Annotated in this window: 22 protein-coding genes and 1 pseudogene; 11 read left to right on the top strand and 12 right to left on the bottom strand. The window is 64.6% G+C overall.

The genetic code is table 11. The features are described from left to right. The 6 genes and pseudogenes from KQ307_RS09245 to KQ307_RS09220 all read right to left on the bottom strand — a co-directional run. Positions 1-396 (bottom strand): annotated as a pseudogene (locus tag KQ307_RS09245) (SAM-dependent DNA methyltransferase); the annotation flags it as partial. 22 nt (positions 397-418) lie between these two features. Beyond that, a complete protein-coding gene (gene brxC / locus KQ307_RS09240; protein WP_259727792.1) occupies positions 419-3,907 on the bottom strand; it encodes a BREX system P-loop protein BrxC in 3,489 nt (1,162 codons plus the stop codon). Next, complete coding sequence (locus KQ307_RS09235; protein ID WP_259727791.1) at positions 3,904-4,461, bottom strand: DUF1788 domain-containing protein; 558 nt, start codon at positions 4,459-4,461, stop codon at positions 3,904-3,906. Before KQ307_RS09235 ends, brxC begins: the two co-directional genes overlap by 4 nt. Next, a complete protein-coding gene (locus KQ307_RS09230; RefSeq protein ID WP_259727790.1) occupies positions 4,458-5,336 on the bottom strand; it encodes a hypothetical protein in 879 nt (292 codons plus the stop codon). Before KQ307_RS09230 ends, KQ307_RS09235 begins: the two co-directional genes overlap by 4 nt. Before the next feature lie 143 nt (positions 5,337-5,479). Beyond that, on the bottom strand, positions 5,480-6,613 hold the full coding sequence (locus KQ307_RS09225; protein ID WP_259727789.1) for a tetratricopeptide repeat protein: 1,134 nt from the start codon (positions 6,611-6,613) through the stop codon (positions 5,480-5,482). Positions 6,614-6,619: 6 nt separating this feature from the next. Then, entirely contained in the window at positions 6,620-7,375 is a 756-nt protein-coding gene (locus KQ307_RS09220; RefSeq protein ID WP_259727788.1) for a hypothetical protein, read from the bottom strand. Here KQ307_RS09220 and KQ307_RS09215 point away from each other — a divergent pair. After that, positions 7,365-7,652 (top strand): hypothetical protein, encoded by a 288-nt coding sequence (locus KQ307_RS09215; RefSeq protein ID WP_259727787.1) that lies wholly within the window; start codon positions 7,365-7,367, stop codon positions 7,650-7,652. The two genes, KQ307_RS09220 and KQ307_RS09215, sit on opposite strands and share 11 nt — an antisense overlap. On the opposite strand, the gene KQ307_RS09210 is transcribed toward KQ307_RS09215, so the two are convergent. The 3 genes from KQ307_RS09210 to KQ307_RS09200 form a co-directional block, all read right to left on the bottom strand. Beyond that, a complete protein-coding gene (locus KQ307_RS09210) occupies positions 7,645-8,016 on the bottom strand; it encodes a hypothetical protein (RefSeq protein WP_259727786.1) in 372 nt (123 codons plus the stop codon). The genes KQ307_RS09215 and KQ307_RS09210 overlap by 8 nt on opposite strands. An 8-nt stretch (positions 8,017-8,024) precedes the next feature. Further along, positions 8,025-8,213, bottom strand: coding sequence for a hypothetical protein (locus KQ307_RS09205; RefSeq protein WP_259727785.1), 189 nt, complete (start codon positions 8,211-8,213; stop codon positions 8,025-8,027). A gap of 83 nt (positions 8,214-8,296) precedes the next feature. Further along, positions 8,297-8,953: an alpha/beta family hydrolase gene (locus KQ307_RS09200; RefSeq protein ID WP_259727784.1), complete on the bottom strand. Its 657-nt coding sequence runs from the start codon at positions 8,951-8,953 to the stop codon at positions 8,297-8,299. Positions 8,954-9,050: 97 nt separating this feature from the next. On the opposite strand from KQ307_RS09200, the gene KQ307_RS09195 reads away from it, so the two are divergent. After that, a complete protein-coding gene (locus tag KQ307_RS09195; RefSeq protein WP_399254047.1) occupies positions 9,051-9,920 on the top strand; it encodes a GNAT family N-acetyltransferase in 870 nt (289 codons plus the stop codon). Between the two features lie 140 nt (positions 9,921-10,060). Beyond that, positions 10,061-10,327 carry a hypothetical protein gene (locus tag KQ307_RS09190; RefSeq protein WP_259727782.1) on the top strand — a complete coding sequence of 89 codons (267 nt, stop codon included), beginning with the start codon at positions 10,061-10,063 and terminating at the stop codon, positions 10,325-10,327. Between the two features lie 4 nt (positions 10,328-10,331). Here the strand turns inward: KQ307_RS09190 and KQ307_RS09185 are convergent, their stop codons facing one another. Continuing rightward, on the bottom strand, positions 10,332-10,580 hold the full coding sequence (locus KQ307_RS09185) for a hypothetical protein (RefSeq protein ID WP_259727781.1): 249 nt from the start codon (positions 10,578-10,580) through the stop codon (positions 10,332-10,334). Between the two features lie 119 nt (positions 10,581-10,699). Between KQ307_RS09185 and KQ307_RS09180 the strand changes: the two genes are divergently transcribed. The 4 genes from KQ307_RS09180 (at position 10,700) to KQ307_RS09165 (ending at position 13,406) form a co-directional block, all read left to right on the top strand. Then, positions 10,700-11,245, top strand: a complete 546-nt coding sequence (locus KQ307_RS09180; RefSeq protein WP_259727780.1) for a hypothetical protein — start codon at positions 10,700-10,702, stop codon at positions 11,243-11,245. Beyond that, complete coding sequence (locus KQ307_RS09175) at positions 11,242-11,952, top strand: hypothetical protein (RefSeq protein WP_259727779.1); 711 nt, start codon at positions 11,242-11,244, stop codon at positions 11,950-11,952. Before KQ307_RS09180 ends, KQ307_RS09175 begins: the two co-directional genes overlap by 4 nt. Before the next feature lie 834 nt (positions 11,953-12,786). Next, entirely contained in the window at positions 12,787-13,017 is a 231-nt protein-coding gene (locus KQ307_RS09170) for a hypothetical protein (protein ID WP_259727778.1), read from the top strand. An 8-nt stretch (positions 13,018-13,025) separates the two neighbouring features. Next, the gene (locus KQ307_RS09165) at positions 13,026-13,406 is read left to right on the top strand and encodes a type II toxin-antitoxin system PemK/MazF family toxin (RefSeq protein WP_259727777.1); all 381 of its coding nucleotides are present in this window, start codon (positions 13,026-13,028) and stop codon (positions 13,404-13,406) included. A gap of 32 nt (positions 13,407-13,438) precedes the next feature. On the opposite strand, the gene KQ307_RS09160 is transcribed toward KQ307_RS09165, so the two are convergent. Together KQ307_RS09160 and KQ307_RS09155 are read right to left on the bottom strand one after the other, a co-directional pair. Then, positions 13,439-13,807 (bottom strand): AbrB family transcriptional regulator, encoded by a 369-nt coding sequence (locus KQ307_RS09160; RefSeq protein ID WP_259727794.1) that lies wholly within the window; start codon positions 13,805-13,807, stop codon positions 13,439-13,441. A gap of 76 nt (positions 13,808-13,883) precedes the next feature. Then, positions 13,884-14,363: a MerR family transcriptional regulator gene (locus tag KQ307_RS09155; protein WP_311133744.1), complete on the bottom strand. Its 480-nt coding sequence runs from the start codon at positions 14,361-14,363 to the stop codon at positions 13,884-13,886. 83 nt (positions 14,364-14,446) lie between these two features. Between KQ307_RS09155 and KQ307_RS09150 the strand changes: the two genes are divergently transcribed. The 4 genes from KQ307_RS09150 (at position 14,447) to KQ307_RS09135 (ending at position 16,114) form a co-directional block, all read left to right on the top strand. Beyond that, positions 14,447-15,178 carry a DUF305 domain-containing protein gene (locus KQ307_RS09150; RefSeq protein ID WP_259727776.1) on the top strand — a complete coding sequence of 244 codons (732 nt, stop codon included), beginning with the start codon at positions 14,447-14,449 and terminating at the stop codon, positions 15,176-15,178. Between the two features lie 102 nt (positions 15,179-15,280). Beyond that, positions 15,281-15,505: a DUF3721 domain-containing protein gene (locus tag KQ307_RS09145; protein WP_259727775.1), complete on the top strand. Its 225-nt coding sequence runs from the start codon at positions 15,281-15,283 to the stop codon at positions 15,503-15,505. Between the two features lie 145 nt (positions 15,506-15,650). Further along, a complete protein-coding gene (locus KQ307_RS09140; RefSeq protein WP_259727774.1) occupies positions 15,651-15,815 on the top strand; it encodes a DUF3721 domain-containing protein in 165 nt (54 codons plus the stop codon). Beyond that, on the top strand, positions 15,815-16,114 hold the full coding sequence (locus KQ307_RS09135) for a hypothetical protein (RefSeq protein WP_259727773.1): 300 nt from the start codon (positions 15,815-15,817) through the stop codon (positions 16,112-16,114). Before KQ307_RS09140 ends, KQ307_RS09135 begins: the two co-directional genes overlap by 1 nt. Positions 16,115-16,159: the final 45 nt, after the last annotated feature.

The raw sequence follows: 16,159 nt of genomic DNA, 5'->3' as shown, positions 1-16,159 counted from the left end.
TGCCAGCTCCCAGAGATCTGTGCTTTCCTCAGCAGCTAGTTCTTCGCATTCATCAAGGCTGATTGATACTCCGGAGCTGGGTTCGATCAGCAGCTGGTTTTCCGCCAAAAACCGAGCAAACAGCATCCGGTGCCAATGCTCATAGGCCATCTCGCGCACCAGGCGCTCGATCGCTTGGGTGCCCTTCTGGGCATCGCGTTGATCCCCCAGCTGACGGCCATGGGCACGTAGGCGATTCCGGAGCTTGCGCTCTACGTCGCTCATGGATGAAAAGGGTTCCTTGGCCTCTACCGCCAGGCCGGTGAGGGCTTCACGGGCACCGCGCTCGGCCAGGTCGCGGGCCTTCACCACGGTCTTGTCCAGCGACTGGCGCAGGGTTGAGGCGAGGGCTGGCATGGGGGCTGAGTAGCAGGGCTGGCTAGTTGATCTGGATCGGGCCTTGGGGCAGCTTCAAGAGCAGTTCGGCGCGTTTGGCGGCCCACCAAGCATCGAGGGCAGCCTCGTCTTTGAGCACCCCGCTGCTGAGCTTCACCGCCTGGGTGTTGGGCTCCAGGGCTTGGGCCGCGGCCGTGCGGGCGTTGGCAAAACGGGCCGCCAAACAGTCGGCCAGTTCGGCCCGACTGGTCAGGGAGCGCTGCTGCAGCGCATCCACAAGCTGATTGCGCTCCAACGGCTCGGCCTCAATGGTTTCCGCGGGGAGCTGGGCCGTCTGGGCAATGGTGGTGCGCTGCTCATCCGTCAGCGCCTTCCATTCGGCCGTGTCTTCCAAATCTTTCAGCTCGGCGGCAAGCACTTGAACCAGGTTCTTTTGGGCTTGATCCATCGCCGCGCTGAGGGCGTTCTCCACCTCTTGGAGCAGCGGTGCCACGTAGTCGGTGGTGGGATCCAGCAGGGAGCGCTGCTTAAGAATGGCAGCCACCTGTGGCTCTAGCTCCTGATGAACTGGAAGACCCTCGGCCTCGGATAGAAGAGTCACCAGGCGCTCCCACTGAGGTAGGCGCTTGTCCTTGCGATCCGCCAGGGTGCTGGCGTCATCCCACAGCGCCTGCAACTGGGCCTTGGCCTCAAGGATCGCCTTGAGCTGTTCGGGGCCGCTTTGCCCACGCAGTTCTGTGAGCAAAGGCGCAGCCATGGGTGCCGGCAGGGGAGCGGCACCACCGGATTGGGCAACCTTGTTCTCCATTTCATCGAGAAACTCGCTCGCCTTGGCTTCTTCCTCCCCCGGTTTGACACCCACCCCGGGGATGCCAAACACCCCGCGCACCCCCACTTTCTCGATGGCCGTCAGGCGCACTTGCTGCGGCACGAACTTGGCTTTCGCCAGGCTCTGCTGATCCAGCTGGCCCGGTGTGATCGTGTTGTTGCTGCCGTCCTTGGCACTGAGCGTGCCGTCGCGATGCAACGCCAGCAGCACCGCATCGATCGCATCCTGGGGCCAGCCATAGGGCGCGATCAGCAGCTCAGCCCGGATCGTGCTGCCTTCCTTGGCCGCTCCGATGGTGCTCAGCACCTGGCGAGCCACCGGGTGGGTTTCGGTGGCGCCCTTATGGCCCACCGCCTCCAGTGGGCTGTCGCTGCCTTGCCTCGCCCGCTTCACGGCCAGGCCCCAGCCGGCGGAGTCTGCCTTGGTGAACTCTGGGAACAGCCGCGCCAGGGAGGCCTCGGTCGCCGCGCTTTGCACCTTGGCAGCAAGCTTCGTTCCGTATTCCTCAGCCCCGCCGCCCTTGAACACCAGGGCATTGGTGATCACATCCCCAATCAACTCACCAATTCCTTCCTCCGCCCGGTTCTGGCGGCTTTGCATCGAGGAGCGGGCCTCTCGGCCCTCGTTCGTGGAGGGGGTGCCGTGATGATCAATCACCCGCTTGGCTGCGCTGGCTTCGATGATCCGGGCGTTCAGGTCGTCGGCCCCTCGACGCGGCAGAAACACATGCAGCACCGGATCATCAGCGCCGGCCTCGCGGGCTGCGTCCCGTACCTCCTTCTCACTGCAGCCCCAGCCGTCACGCACCCACACCACCACCCCTTCCTTGGAAGGAGCCGGCGGCTCACCGCTGATCCACAGCGCCAGTTTGCGCGCCATCTTGGCGTCACCTTGCGAGAGCTTCACGGCCTTGAGCTCCTCCTGGATGGCGTGGCCCAGCAGCTGCTCCCGTTTGCTACTCAGTTCGCTGGCGTCATTGCGCACCGCCTGCTTCTTTTCCTCGAACTGGCCCTGCCATTGCGCGCCTTCGGTGGTCTGCAGCCGGTATTCCTCCAGCCCGGGCTGATCGACCACCTTCATCAAGGTGCCGTCTTCCGCCATGGCCTCCAGCAACTTGGCTACGTCCTGGCGCAATTGGCCGCTGTCAGAGCGCAGATCCGCCACCATCAGATCCGCCAAGGAGCGAGCTGTTGCTCTGACCCCAAGATCGGCTCCCTGCTCCCGTGGGAGCCGACTGATCAGGAAGGCCAGCCCGCAGAGGCTCTGCTTCAGCTTGCCCTCAACGCTGTCGTCATCCAGTGCCGCGATTCGGTTGTTCAGCTCATTGAGCAACACCCCGGAGTTCACCAGATCTCCAGCCATCGCTTGGAACAACACATCACCGGTGATCACCTGGCCCACATCTGCAGCAGCGATGTCCTTCACCGCATCGAAGATGATCCGCAGCTGGGAGCGCAGTTGGCTGTTGGTGCCTTCAGCATCGACACTGCGGAAACAGGCTTCCCAAAAGCGGCGGCGGGTGGGCAACAGCGGATAGTCGGCCACCGCCACCTGGCGATCTTCCGAGCGTTCCTTGATGCCGCTGTCCTGGAGTTGTTTGGAGATCTCACCGGCATTGCCATCCAACACCTGTTCAACGGCAGCCTGAGCATCAGGCCGCTTCTGCAGGATCACCTTGCGGATCACCGTTTCCACGTCGGTGTCCGAGAGCTGCACGTTGATGCGGAAGCGGTCTTTGAGCTTCTGCAGTTGAGGTGTCTCTGATGACAACGCCGACTGGCCGGAGGCCACCAGCAACACCCGGCTGTCCAGTTCGGTTTGCAGGGCTTCGGCAAGCTCCACGAAATCGGTGGCGCGATCGTTGGAGTCGCTGATGTACTGCTGAACCTCATCGAGCACCAGCATCGTGTGGGGGAGCTCGCCACCATCGGGAGCGAGGGCCTTGCGCGCCAACTGCACAAAGTCCTTGGTAGTGATGTCGCCCTCCCGATCGGGGAACTGCCGGCCGATCAGATCAATGGCCTCCGTGATGCCAGCGGCCAAGTCTGGAATTCGCTCCAACACCGCACTGGCGATCACTGGGCTCACGTACAGGTCATCGAGTTCCTCAAACCAGCTGCAACCCTCTGCTTCCACCGCTGCACGCACCGCATCGAGATGCCCACCTTTCTGCAGCCAGAAACAGAACCGTGCCTGGGGCACCGTCTCTGGGAACCCTTGCGCCTTGAGCAGGATCGCCAGCACCGTGGCGCGCACGGCGTCTTTGGCGCCGGATGGCATGGCACCACTGGCCGCCACCAATGGCTTGCTGCTGCGCAGGGCCAGGGTGTCGAGCTCCTTGAACTGGGCTCGCACCGCATCCGGCAGCTCCAGCACCAGATCTCGGGCCCGTCTGCCGCCACCAAGATCGGTGTTGGCCCAGAGATGCCCGAGCATCTTCTGCAAGTGGGACTTGCCACAGCCGTAGAAACCTGCAATCCAGGCAGCGTTCTGGCGCGCCTGGCCCTGCTGGCTGAGGTAGCTCTGCAGGATCACTTCCATCGCCCGGCCGTACTGGCCGTCGCACACGAAGGTGTGAAGCTCAGCCTCCAGCTCCTTACGGGCGTTGTCGTCGTCGAGGGTGGTGATACGTGCCTGGCCGTTGTTGGCCAGCGGGCTGGTGCGCGGGTCGCGCTGCAGGGTCTCGAAGATCTTCTTGGTCATGCCACCGCTCCTGTGGGGTGGCGGGTGATGCCCACCGCCATGTAGTTCCAACCGTCGCGGGCGTCGAGCAGCCGGTAGTTGTTGCCGTCCTTCTGGCCGGGGAAGAACACCACCAGCCGGCCCTGGATGTCGCGCTCGATGTCCTTGATCACATCGGAGAGCCGAAGGAAGCCAAACAGGCTTCCCGCCCCCAGCACAGCCACGACGTCGTTGTCCCCGCCCTGTTCCAGCTGAGCCTTGGTCAGATCGCTCACATGCTGAAGAAAGGCCTTGTCGAGCTTCAGACGAATCTTCTCTGGACCGTTGAAATAGGAGTCCCGGTACTTCATGACGGCCATCCAGTCGGCAAAGGCAGTGGTGAGGTCAACCAGCTGCCAGCCGTGGCCGGCAGCCTTGGTGCGCTGCTCAAATTCGCCAAGCTTGCCGCGCAGCTGCCGCTCAAGCTCCTTCTCGTACACCAGCATCACCACCCGGTTGGCAGCGGGAAGGCCCTGCTGCCACGGAGCACCGATGTGGTCGCCGTAGCGGTGGGCCAGTTCATCGATCCGGCTCATGAACGTGCTCTCTCTTGGAGCGGATCGAGCCCAGTGGGGTCAATCGCCAGAACACCACCACCGTGACTCGCCTCCAGCAAGCCCAGACGTTTGGCCTGTAACGCCAGCTCGATCAATGCCGAGGGGGAGCAATCGAGCACGGACGTCCAGAGCGTATTCAGCAGCCCCTTGCCGCGTCGGCCTTCTGAATAGCCAAGCCAGAGCGAATAGGCCACAACGGTGGGGCTTGGCGTGACGGACTGGCGAACCTTACGCACCTTTCCCTGCAGATGGCCCGTCTGGGTCCAGCTACTAGCTGTGTTTTGGGCCACCGCTGTCAGCACCCTGGGGCTCAGCCGCTCCAACGTGAACGCCCGAATCGCTTCAATCAGGTCGCTGCGGCTGAGCACAGTCCCAGGGGCCATGCCCATCACCAGAGGAGCCGAGGAACGCAGTAAGGGGTCCCTGGCTAGGCCAGTGAGCAGCGCCAGCAGTGGCCGGGCCTGGGAGTCGATGTCCCAGAGGCGCCGCATCACTCGGAACATGGGCTTGGAGGGATCCAGCCCATGCAGGGCCTTCAGGCGGCTGGCAGTTTCCTTCCGGGTCGTCGCGGTCCGTTTACCCAGCACATTCTCCTCCACGATCGCGATGCGGTAGGCCTTCGTCGGTGCATCAGCCGGTACGGCCTCAAACAGGGCGACCAGCTCCTGGAGCATCAGGGTCTTGCTGGTGTGGGGCCCGCTGCTGGCGATGCGGAAGCCGAGGGCCGCTAGGTCTGGCGAGGAAGCTGCTGCTTTCGGGAGCTTGGGGCTGGAGCGGCGGGCGGGCATGCGGCGGAGGGAGCTGGCAGCCCTGGGAAGGCACTGATGGGGGCCGCACCAAGGTTGTCTGCGCATGCAGGCCGGCAGCGTTCTTGCGGCAGTCTGCCGCTTGGCAACGGCAGGTGCCGCCGAGCTTCTGGGGTCGTCACAGGCTTCGCTTCATTGATGCGTTGGGTGCATAGGTTTCGGCGCACGCTGCCCTTCATTCAGTGGCAGGCCTACACCATTGGTCTGCCCAGACTTTGATGCGCTCCTTCACCACCATGCAGCCGAAGCGCTTCCACGTATTCCGTCTCGATCCCCAGACCTGAGTCCTCATCCGGCGTCAGCCGCTTCATGCCCACATGGATCAGGCAGGCCAGCGCCAGGTCGCTCCAGCTGCCTGGCAGGGTCTTCAGGGTGCGGTTGGTGCCTGGCTCATTGATCTGCAGCCCGCTCTGACCAACGGCCGCCACCTCGCTGATCACCGCCATGAACTCGGCCTGGTCCATCGCCTGGAAGCGGCGCAGGGCATCGAGGCAGTAGGTCACCGCGTCCTGCCTCAAACCATTGCTGCTGGCCTGGCGTAGATCGCGTGCGGCCACCTGCCCCCGCAGCGCCTTGGCCTGCTCACCCAGCTCCCCAAACGGTTGCTGCTCGATCACCCGTAGCAACAGCGCATCGGCCTCGTCGCGGTGCTCGCCTGGATCCAACTCCAGCAGCGCCTGGGCCAGGCTCAGGCTGGCCACAGCATCGTTTGGTGCCACCGCCAGGGTCTGCCGGAACCGTTCTGCCCCTGCCGCCAGGGCGCCCGCCGCGGTGAGCAGGCTGCCGAGGGTGCGCAGCGCATAGGGGTTGCCAGGCTCTAGCTCAATCGCGCGCTCAAGCGACTGGCGTGCTTCTGCCTGGTCCTGGTCCCGCAGCGCTGCCACACCCAGGGCCACCTGGGCATTGGCAAACGAAGGATCCACCGCAACCGCCCGCCGCAGCAGCTCGCGGGCCTCCTTCAGCTGACCCTCATCGCTGGCCAGCATGCCCAGGTTGTAGAGCGCATCACGGTTCTCCGGTTCGGCTTCCAGCAGGGCCACAAGCAACGGCCGGGCCTCGCCGTAGCGGCGCTGCTTCAGCAGCGGGGTGATGGCCGCCATCGCCTCGGCGGTAGGAGCTGCACTCTCAGTGGCTGGGCTCCAGTTCACTTCGATGCGCCCATTGGCGAACACCACATCCACCCGCCCGTCCATAGCGCCATAGGCCTGCTGGAAGTAGTCGGTCACTGCCCGGTGGAAGGCCGCACTGCCCGGCTTGCGGCTGTCCTCAGGCAGCAGCGTCCGATCGAAGGTTGTCTCCTCGATCGTGAACGAGGTGGCCTGCATGCCCATTCAGCAAACCCCAGCGGGATAGGCAGGCTGCCAGTTGTACCAGCGCGCAATCCCGAGCTTTGCGGCCCAGGCGTCGATCATCTCCCGATCCGGGTCCGCCGTCGTGGCCTGCTCTCGGGTGCTGGCGATCAGCTCCCGCGCCAGCGCCTCAAACCCTGCCGCCTGGTACGGCACCGCCAGCGGCGGCAGGCCCACCAATTCAGCGGCCTGGAAGGCATAGGCCGCGTTCATCCCCCGGCTCGCCTTCACGACCGCGGCAGGGGCCAGGCGGTCGATGTCGGCATTGAGGCTGGGCACGTTCTGCTGCACCTGCTCCTGCAGCACCGCCGCCTGCAAGCCCCGCAGCTCCGGTGCCTCCTCAAACAACCACCGGTCAGCGCACAGCCCCGGTCCGATCGAGCGCAGCTGCACCATCAGGCCGTTGTAGAAGCCAAGCCCCAGCTCCCGCGCCCGGGCCAACGGCAGCTTGCCCTTGTGCAGCTTCTCCACCTGCGCCACCACCTGCTCGCGCGCCTCCCGCTTCTCCGTGAGGTTCACCCGCAGCTCCTGGGGTACCTCCACCAGCCGCAGCAGCAGCGCCGCCTCAAAGGCCACGTGATAACTGCAGGCCTCGTCGTCCTGCCTGAACAGGATCAGGTGCGCCTGCCGTTCCTTGTTGGCGGGCTTGAGGGTTGCAAGGGTGCTGAGTCCGGGCTCTTGAGCCACGGCCACCGGCAGTCCGCTGACCGCTTCCACCCGCTGGAGGATGCGGGTCACTGCCGGTAGGAGCGCATGCTCAACCATCGCCAAGGGGCTGCTGCGGCAGGAGTGTCCCCACGGTATCGGCCACTCCTCGCAACCCCAGCGAGGATGGGAGGCCTCCACCTGCGTGGGGCCGTTTGCCAGGGGCACCGTGACGGCGATGGCGCCGATCAGCCCTGGCAGCTCCCTTGTGCTGGCCACCGTCGCCTGGGCTGATGGCGAGAGCAGTCAGGTGAACGTGGTCAACCTGGAGCTTCAACCGGGCAACCCGCCGCTCAGCGACCTCAGCTGAAGCCCCTCGCCGGTGGCCGCCGACCAGGCGGCAGCAGCGGCACCTCGATCGTGCAGCCCTCCTCCATTGGATATCCCTCCATCTCCAGATGCAGGTCGCCGCAGAACACCGACAGGGGCGGATCCAGATCGATCGCCTCCAGCAGGGCCAGCACGATCTCCCCGGCGCTGTCGCTCGGATGCCGCTTCAGGGTCATGCGGAAGCGGATGGAAGTGAAGCGTTTGAGATCGGGCCGTGCCGAGAGCACATTGGTGCGCAGGAACCGGCCGATTCCGTACTCGGTCTGGTTGACGAACATCACATAGGGACGATCGTCACCGGGTCCTGGCAGTTCGTCCTGAGTGGTGATCGTGAGGTCGGCCATGGTGGTGCTCAGGCCTCGTTGCAGCTTGTGTTCCCGCTCTGAGCGTCGAACAGCGGCCCCAGCGGCACCACCCCCAACTGGCCCTGTTCCACCACCTGGAGTCCGGATGGATTGGGCTGATCTGGCCCAAACAGCTCCACCGGCGGAGCATCAGGACCGAGTGGCAGTGGGTTCTGCCGGTAGCGCTGGCGCGGCATGAAGGGAACTCATCGAGGCGGCCTCCAGCATTGAACATCCGATCGGTCTCGCTGGTGCAGATCTCCTTCCGGGAGATGAGAGCTCAGTGCATCAGACGCTCCCGCAGGAACTGATCGCTCAAGGCCACCGCCGTGGCCCAGTTCTCCGCCTCGCTGAGGCCGGAGCTGCGGGTGGGCTTGAAGCTGTGGTCACCGCTGGGGATCCAGCGCAGCTGCACCTGCGGCGAGAGGACGTAGGTCTCCACCTCCTCGCGGCGACCGAACGTATCCCGCTCCCCCTGCAGGATCAGGGTGGACGCCTCCAAGGCGCTCAGGTGCTCGGTGCGCAGCTGCAGCGGTTTGCCGGGCGGGTGAAAGGGATAGCCCAGACAGAGGCAGCCGCGCACCCGATCGCTGGCGGCCAACTCATCGACCAGCAGGCTTGCCACTCGGCCGCCCATCGACTTGCCGCCGATAAACAGCGGCCGGTCCGGCTCCTCCATCTGCTCGAGCCGCGCCTGCTGGCGGAACGCCTCCTGCAGCACTGGCATCCGGTCGGGTCCCTGACGCCTGCCCAGGATTCGCTGCCGGGCCATGTACGGGAATTCAAAGCGCACTACCCGCCAGCCCTGCAGCACCAGGCCGCTGGCGATCGCCGCCATGAACGGGCTGTCCATCGGTGCGCCGGCCCCATGGGCCAGCAGCACGGAGGCCGGCGCGGCGTCGGGTCCATCGATCAAGGGAAACGCCTCGGCTTCCATAATTAGGCACCAAAGCAACGGTTGCAGCCGCAACATCTGGAGCCTGCTCCAGCAACCTTCCCAAACCTCGCCCATGTCCGGTTATTCGATCCGGCCCATGCGGCCTGCAGATCTGCCCCAGGTGACCGAGTGGGCGCGGCGGGAAGGCTTCTGCCCTGGCCCATGCGATGTCGACGACTATCGCGACACCGATTCTGACGGCCTATGGGTGGGCTGCCTTAACGGCGAGCCTGTGGGGTGTATCGCCGGCGTCCGCTACGACGACCAATACGGCTTTATCGGCCTGTTCCTGGTCCGCCCTGAGCACCGCGGCCATGGTTACGGCGTGGCCCTCTGGGAGCAGGCCCTGGCCCACCTCGAGGGGGTGGCCTGCGTGGGACTGGAGGCGGCCGATGCGCGATTGGTGGACTACACCGGCTGGGGGTTCACCGCCGCAGGCGCAACCCTGCGCTGGCGGCGGGACACAGGTGGCCGGGGGGATCGCGACGCCGCTGCGCCCGAACCAGAGGGGATCACCCTGCTGCCGGCAGCCGCCGTGCCCAAGGATGTGGTGCAGGACTATGACGCCCGCCACGAGGCCACTCCCCGGCCGCTCTTCCTGGGCCGCTGGCTGGGGGAGCCGGACTCCGGCGCTGTTCTGGTGGCGCTCGACGCCGAGGACTGCTGTCGCGGCTACGGCCGCATCCGGCCCTGCCTGCTGGATGGGCTGGAGCGGGCAGGGGGCTGGCGGCTAGGGCCGCTGATTGCTGACAGCAGCCCCATTGCGCAGGCCCTGATCGATCAGCTGACCGCCCACCGCCATGGCCCGGTGTTGATCGATGCGCCGGAAGCCAACCCCCGCTCTGGACCGCTGCTGCAGTCGGCGGGCTTCTCGGTAGTGAGCCATACGGTGCGCATGTACCGCGGTGGGCCACCCCAGCTACCGCTGCAAGACCTCTACGGCTTGGCCTGCCTTGAGCTGGGCTGAAATGGTTAGGAACAGGAAGGATTTGGTGTCAGCCGAGTGGCCGGCGCGCAGCGATCCCCGCTGGCCCCGCAGAAGGCCTGCCCAACAGTCGCCGCCTCAAGCCCGGTCAGCTGGACGCGCTCAAGGCGAGCTGCCTGAATGTGCTGCACCAGCAGCTGTTCCAACCCGGCGGCACTGGAGCGCAACTCTGGGAGCTGAGCCTGGTGAGCCGTCTGTTGAACGATCCCGCCATCGGTGATCGCACCAGTGGGCTGCTGGCGGTGATCGAAACCCCGGAAGCGATGGAGGCCTACTTGCTGCGGTCCCAGGGCCAGGACGACTTGAAGCGCAGGGCCAAGCGCTGCGTCGAGGCGGTCCAGGAAGCAGGCCGGCTGGCCTGTGCCCGGGGCTGGCTGAGTCAGGAATAAACCCCTATTGCCCCTGCCGGTAGGCCGATCGTTCACGTATCAGTTTCGGAGGCCCAACGATGGATGACACCCCCCGGCTGCAGTAGCTCACCGCGTCCTGCCGTAGCTCCTGGGGCTGCTCCTGCCGCAGATCCCGGGCGGCGATCGCGCTGCGCGCCTTCTTGACTTTGGCGGCCAGCTCCCCGAAGGGTTGGGCCTCGTTCGACTGGAGCAGCTGGTGATGCTGATCGCCCAGCAGGTGGGTGTGCCCCATGAGGTGATCGAGCGGCGGCTGTTTTCCGCCCCACCCTCCCCATGAGGCAGAAGGGTGGCCAAGACAGCTTCAGCGCTCTATATTCGCTATTCGCGAATGGCGAATGAATGCCTCCGACGTTGGCCCGATCCCCCTCCAACCCTCAGCTCGTCCTGCGCCCGCAGGATCTGGTGGTGCTGCTGCGCCTGGCTCTCGATCATGGCCCGGCGCCCACCTATGCGGCCCTTGGCGCCGAGCTGGGCATGACGGCCTCTGAGGCCCATGCGGCGGTGGAGCGTGCCGTGGCTGCCAAGCTGGCGACCAAGGGTGTCGATGGCAAGCCCTCGGTGGTACGTGCCGCCCTGAGATCCTTTGTGCAGCACGGCGCCCGCTACTGCTTCCCGGCCAGCCAGGGCGGCCTGACCCGCGGAGTGCCCACCGGTTACGCCGCCTCGCCTCTCAAGGAGCAGATCCGGCCAGGCAACGATCCGCCGCCGGTTTGGCCGTGGAAGAAGGGCACGGCCCGTGGCATCGCCTTCTACCCGCTCTACCCGAGTGTCCCTGAGGCGGCGGCGCGCAATCCGGCACTGGGCGAACTGCTGGCCCTGTTCGACGCGGTCCGTGGCGGCAGCGCCCGTGAACAGGCCCTGGCCGTAGCCCTGTTGGAGGAGCGGCTGCAGCCATGAACCCCAACGATCCCAACGTCTCCCTGCTCGAACGGGCGGCTGAGCATTTGGGAGATCCCCTGCTCGATCAACTGGTGTTTGTCGGCGGAGTGGTGGCCGGTGTGCTGATCACAGATCCCGCCATGCCGGACATCCGGCCCACCCAGGACGTGGATGTGATCTGCCGAGTCATCGCCAGGTCCGACTACTACCAGCTGGGGATGCAGCTGAAGAGACGGGGCTTCCAGGAAGACACACGGCCCGGCGCACCACTCTGCCGCTGGTGCATCGAGGAGATCATCCTCGACCTGATGCCAACCCAGGGCGAGATTCTGGGCTTTTCCAATCGCTGGTATCCCCTGGCCATGGATACCGCCCAGCTTCAGGCGTTGCCGAGCGGTCGCTCGATTCGGATGGTGAGCGCACCGGTTTTCCTGGCCACCAAGCTGGAGGCCTTCCACGGGCGTGGCCAGGGAGAGTTTCTTTTCAGCCACGATCTGGAGGACCTGATGGCCGTGGTCGACGGTCGTGAGTCGCTGCTGGAGGAGTGTCGGCTGAGCCTGCCTGAGCTGCGGAACGATCTCGCGGCACAGTTCAAGGACCTCTTGGCGACGCCCGCTTTCGTCGAGGCACTTCCTGCGTTCCTCCCACCTGATCAGGCCAACCAGCAACGACTGCCGGACTTGCTTGAGACGCTTCGTGCGATCACAGCTCTGGCGGAGCCTTGACCATCTGATCCCCCCAAGCGGTTGCCACCACCTGAGCAGGAGCCTGAGGATTGACGTAATAGCTCGGCGCAGCCGGTCGCTGGATCCAGCTCCCGCCGGAACCGCCACTCCGGCAGCAGCCCCCAGCACTACGTCAGCGATGTGCAGGCGGCATCGCCCAGCCTCTCGGCGCTGACGATCCGCACCACCTCGCTGCCATGGCAAGGGTGGGGGGCTCCTACCCGCCTCCGTAATTGACGCGACCCGCCAAGACGACCTCTAGCCGAAGGCTTCTGCGCAGCAGTGGCGGCGTGCCAAGCGCTGCGTTGAGGCGGTCCCGGAAGCGGTCCGGCTGGCCCGTGCTCGGGGCTGGCTGACTCAGGCATAAACCCCTATTGCCCCCATCAGCTGGCCGGCCGATTGTGAACTCATCGACAACCGGGAGGCTCCAGACCATGGAAGACACCCCACCTGAGCATCCTTTAGGAGTGCGCTGACGATCCGGTCCCTGCTCCAACACTCTCGACGGATCACTCACTTCCCTGGCGTGTCGCGGCTGTTTGATTGGCTGCAACGCCGTCCATTGCACCGTTAACGGCCTCGCCTCAGGTGCCCCGGACCCAACGGGAGGTCCCACTTGTCAACTGGCCCCAGGTGCCAGCGTCAGCAGCTCCGCCCCCACCAACCAAACTGCTTCAGAGCCCGGTGGCCTCGTCACCGGGCTTTGTCGTGCAGGCCCCTTGACCCATGGAGAACCTGGCCTAGCCAGGTGGTGCCGTCAGCATCGGGCCGAGACCGGAATGACGTCTAACGTTGAAGCCTCAGCCCATGAGGTTGGCGAAAGCCGCTGCCGTCATGACCCCAGCCGATCAAGCCAGCCAAAACCTCGAAGCTCCCTTCTCCGTCCGCCGCCGGCAACGTGGGGGGAGAAGCGTCATGCAGGTGAGCAGTTCGGTGAGCGCCATGGAGGCTCTGCGGGCACGGATTCGGGCCCAGAGCAAAACCGTGGCCGAACACATCGCGGCTGATCCGGACGCCAACTCTTTCATCGGCGACTGGGCCACACCTGAGCTCCTCGGCCACTGAGCGCAAGCGTGGAGCTGAAGGCAGGGCAAATTGTCACGGTCGACTGGCGCAAAGATCCAGATGACCCCGATCAAGACCCTCACCCCCCGGAGCCCAACAAGCTCAGACCGGCTGTGGTCGTGCAAGATTGCGAACTGTTTGACCTTGCTTATCCCACAGTCCTGGTGGCGCCGATGACGAGCGACCCCGAACTGGCCATTCCCGACCTGACTGTGGTGCTGCAACCCAGCTCGGCCAACGGCTGCAAGAAGGTGAGCTATCTGCTCCCTCAGAATCTCACTTGTGTGGCCAAGACACGCATCACCACAGCCACTGACTCCTGCGTCACCCCCGCCGAGCTGCAGCAACTGCGCCAGCTGGTGGTGCTGGCCATCGGAGGGCTCACCTGAAGGATGAGGCGGCCATCGCCAGTTTCAGCAGATCACTCCTCGTCGTCAGCCCCGCCGGCGGGCACCAGGCGGATCTGCTTGCGTCCCAGCTTGATCTCGAACTCATCGCCGGGCTGCAGATCCAGAAATGCGGTGTAGGCCTTTCCGATCAGCAGATTGCCGTTGCCTTGCACGGTGGCCACGTAGCTCAGCTTGCGGCCGCCCTTGCCCACAGCGGCCGAGCTTGAGCCCAAGCTGACGCCTTTGGCCTCTAAAAGAGCCTCGTAAAAGGCGGTGAAGTTCAGCCGCTCGCTGCCGTCCTTCTTGGTGCTGACGTAGCCAGCGGCCCTGACCAGATCGGACTTGCTGGCATCACCTAGTTCCTTCACTTTGGCCAGTAGATCTGCACCAGTTAGTGCCATGGGTGGATTCCTTGAATTTCCCCACAACGTACCGGTTGGTCGACAGCGAACCAGTACCCAATGCAATCGCTAGTCGTTACGGCCGGGCCTGACGCTTGCTGCCACCGCAGTCTTCCCAGGATTTCAACAGGATGTTCAGCTCGCTGCGCAGGGCCTTGAGTCCCAAGATCCGCTGCTGAATCTCCTCGGCCTTGGCGGCAATGGTGGTCTTGAGCTCGTCGCAGGTGCAGACCCCCGCCCGCCGGGCATCGAGAATCTGGCGCACGTCGCTCAGTGGGATTTCCATAGCCCGCAAGGCCCGGATCAGTTCCAGGTCCTGATCGATGTTCCTGTCGAACAAGCGGTAACCACCTTGGGAGCGCCCGATCGGCCAGATCAACCCTTCATCGCTGTAGAAGCGAATGGTTTTGACGGGCAGGCCCGAACGCTCGGCCACCTCGCCAATTTTCATGGCTCCCTCCGCCTCGGCCCCGGTGCTGGGGAGCACCGCACTCTTGATCCTTGCCGCCGGGACGGCCATGCGCTTGCCGATGGTTGGATGGTTGCTCGATGGCATGTTGGTAGAAGCTGCGGAGACCACTTGACTCTCCATCTGATGGAGACTGCATCCTAGGGTTAGTCCCATGGATCGTCGAGCGAATGCGCCTCAAGCCTGCTTTGTTCCTTGCCTCACTGGCGCTGCTGCCGCTGGCCCCCCTGGCAGGAGCCCGTGCGCAGATGCCGATGAACCACGACATGCACACGATGCCCCAGGGTGGCCAGGCACCGGCCCAGCCTGATTCGATGAACCCCGCATCTGGCGCCCATGCTGGTCATGCGCACGAGGTGGGCCCAGCGGGCTCCACTTACGACCTGCGCTTCATCGACGGCATGGTGCAGCACCACACCGGTGCGCTGCGCATGAGCGAGTTCGTCTTCGACATCGGCCAACCCGGTGTCGGGGCCCTGGGCAAGACGATCTGGCGCGATCAGGCGGGCGAGATTCGCGCCATGGGCCTCTGGCGCAAGGCCTGGTACCCCCAGGCGCCGGTCTATCCCGTGGCGCTGACGACCGGCGGTGATCCCAACAGCCTCTCGGGCCTCAGCCGCATGAGCCAGGCCCAGATCGACGGCATGCGGATGATGGTCGACAGCCCCACCAAGGAGAACCGGGTGGTGTGGTTCCTTGAGGGAATGCTCGATCACCACGGCGGAGCACTGATCATGGCCCACGACGCCTTAGCCAAAAGCACCAATCCGACGATCCGTCGCTTCGCTGTGGGCGTGATCGTGGCGCAACGGGCGGAGATCATGCAGCTGCGCAAGATGTTGGCCGTGGAGGGATTACGCAAGCCGGAGTACCACAAGTACGACGCCCTTTTCACTCTCTGACCAGCCGCTGGCCTGGCCGACGACCGCTTCTTTTCATTCATGTGATTCGGCCGGATGATCCGGTCAAGACCTACGAATCCATTCACACCCGCAGAGCGAATCATGACCTTCTCTCGCTTGTTCCCGATCGCCGCCTTGGCGATGCTCTCCCAGTTGCTCATGCCAACGCTGGTTCACTCCCAGGCGAACGACATGTTCCCTACCAAGTCCGCTGCTGAAAAGCGCGCCAAGGAGCTCAAGTGCACTGGCTCGCTTGCCATGGGAAGCGAGTGGATGCCCTGCGCCAGCTTCGAGACATACCAGAAGGCCGTGTCGAAAGAAAAGTGAGCCGTTGGCTCGCCTAATGCCCCTCGATCAGAACTCTTCGGCTCACCTTGCTTTCTTTGTGACCATGAAGACTCATTCTTCTTGAACCGACCTTGGTAGTCGTGCTGCCCTGATCCTGGTGCTCACTGGCGCCTTGGCTGTCTTGATGCCGCCTGGCGCAGAGGCCCATATGCAGGGCATGTTCAAGACCAAAGCCGATGCGGAGAAACGGGCCGCTGAGCTCAAGTGCAAGGGCGCTTTCGCGATGGGTTCGGTGTGGATGCCCTGCGCCAACGAGCGGGCTCTCCATGAGGCCCTGCAGAAGAACTGATGACCGGCCCAAGCAGTACCTTGCGCAAGCGACACCTTCGGCGGCGCCTTCATCGCGCCCTGGTTCCGATCGCCGCAGTGCCGCTGATCATCACCGCCCTTTCCGGCTCGATCTACGGCCTGCTGCTGGCGAACAACGTCGAGGCCTTCTGGCTCATGAAGATCCATACCGGCAATTTCGGAATCATCAATCTTCAGCCCTACTACTCGGTGATCATCGGAATCCTTTCACTGCTCATCGCGATCTCTGGAGTCGCTCTGTTCGTTGGCGGGCGCCGTAAGAACACCTCAACGGCCTAGAAGAGCGCCACACTGATTCTGTATCGAACGGCCACGGAGGCTTGA

The sequence above is a fragment of the Synechococcus sp. CS-1326 genome, from assembly GCF_025128115.1.
GTDB lineage: Bacteria > Cyanobacteriota > Cyanobacteriia > PCC-6307 > Cyanobiaceae > Regnicoccus.
The sequence above is the reverse complement of the archived record's forward strand: the minus strand, read 5'-3'. Positions and strand labels throughout refer to the sequence as shown.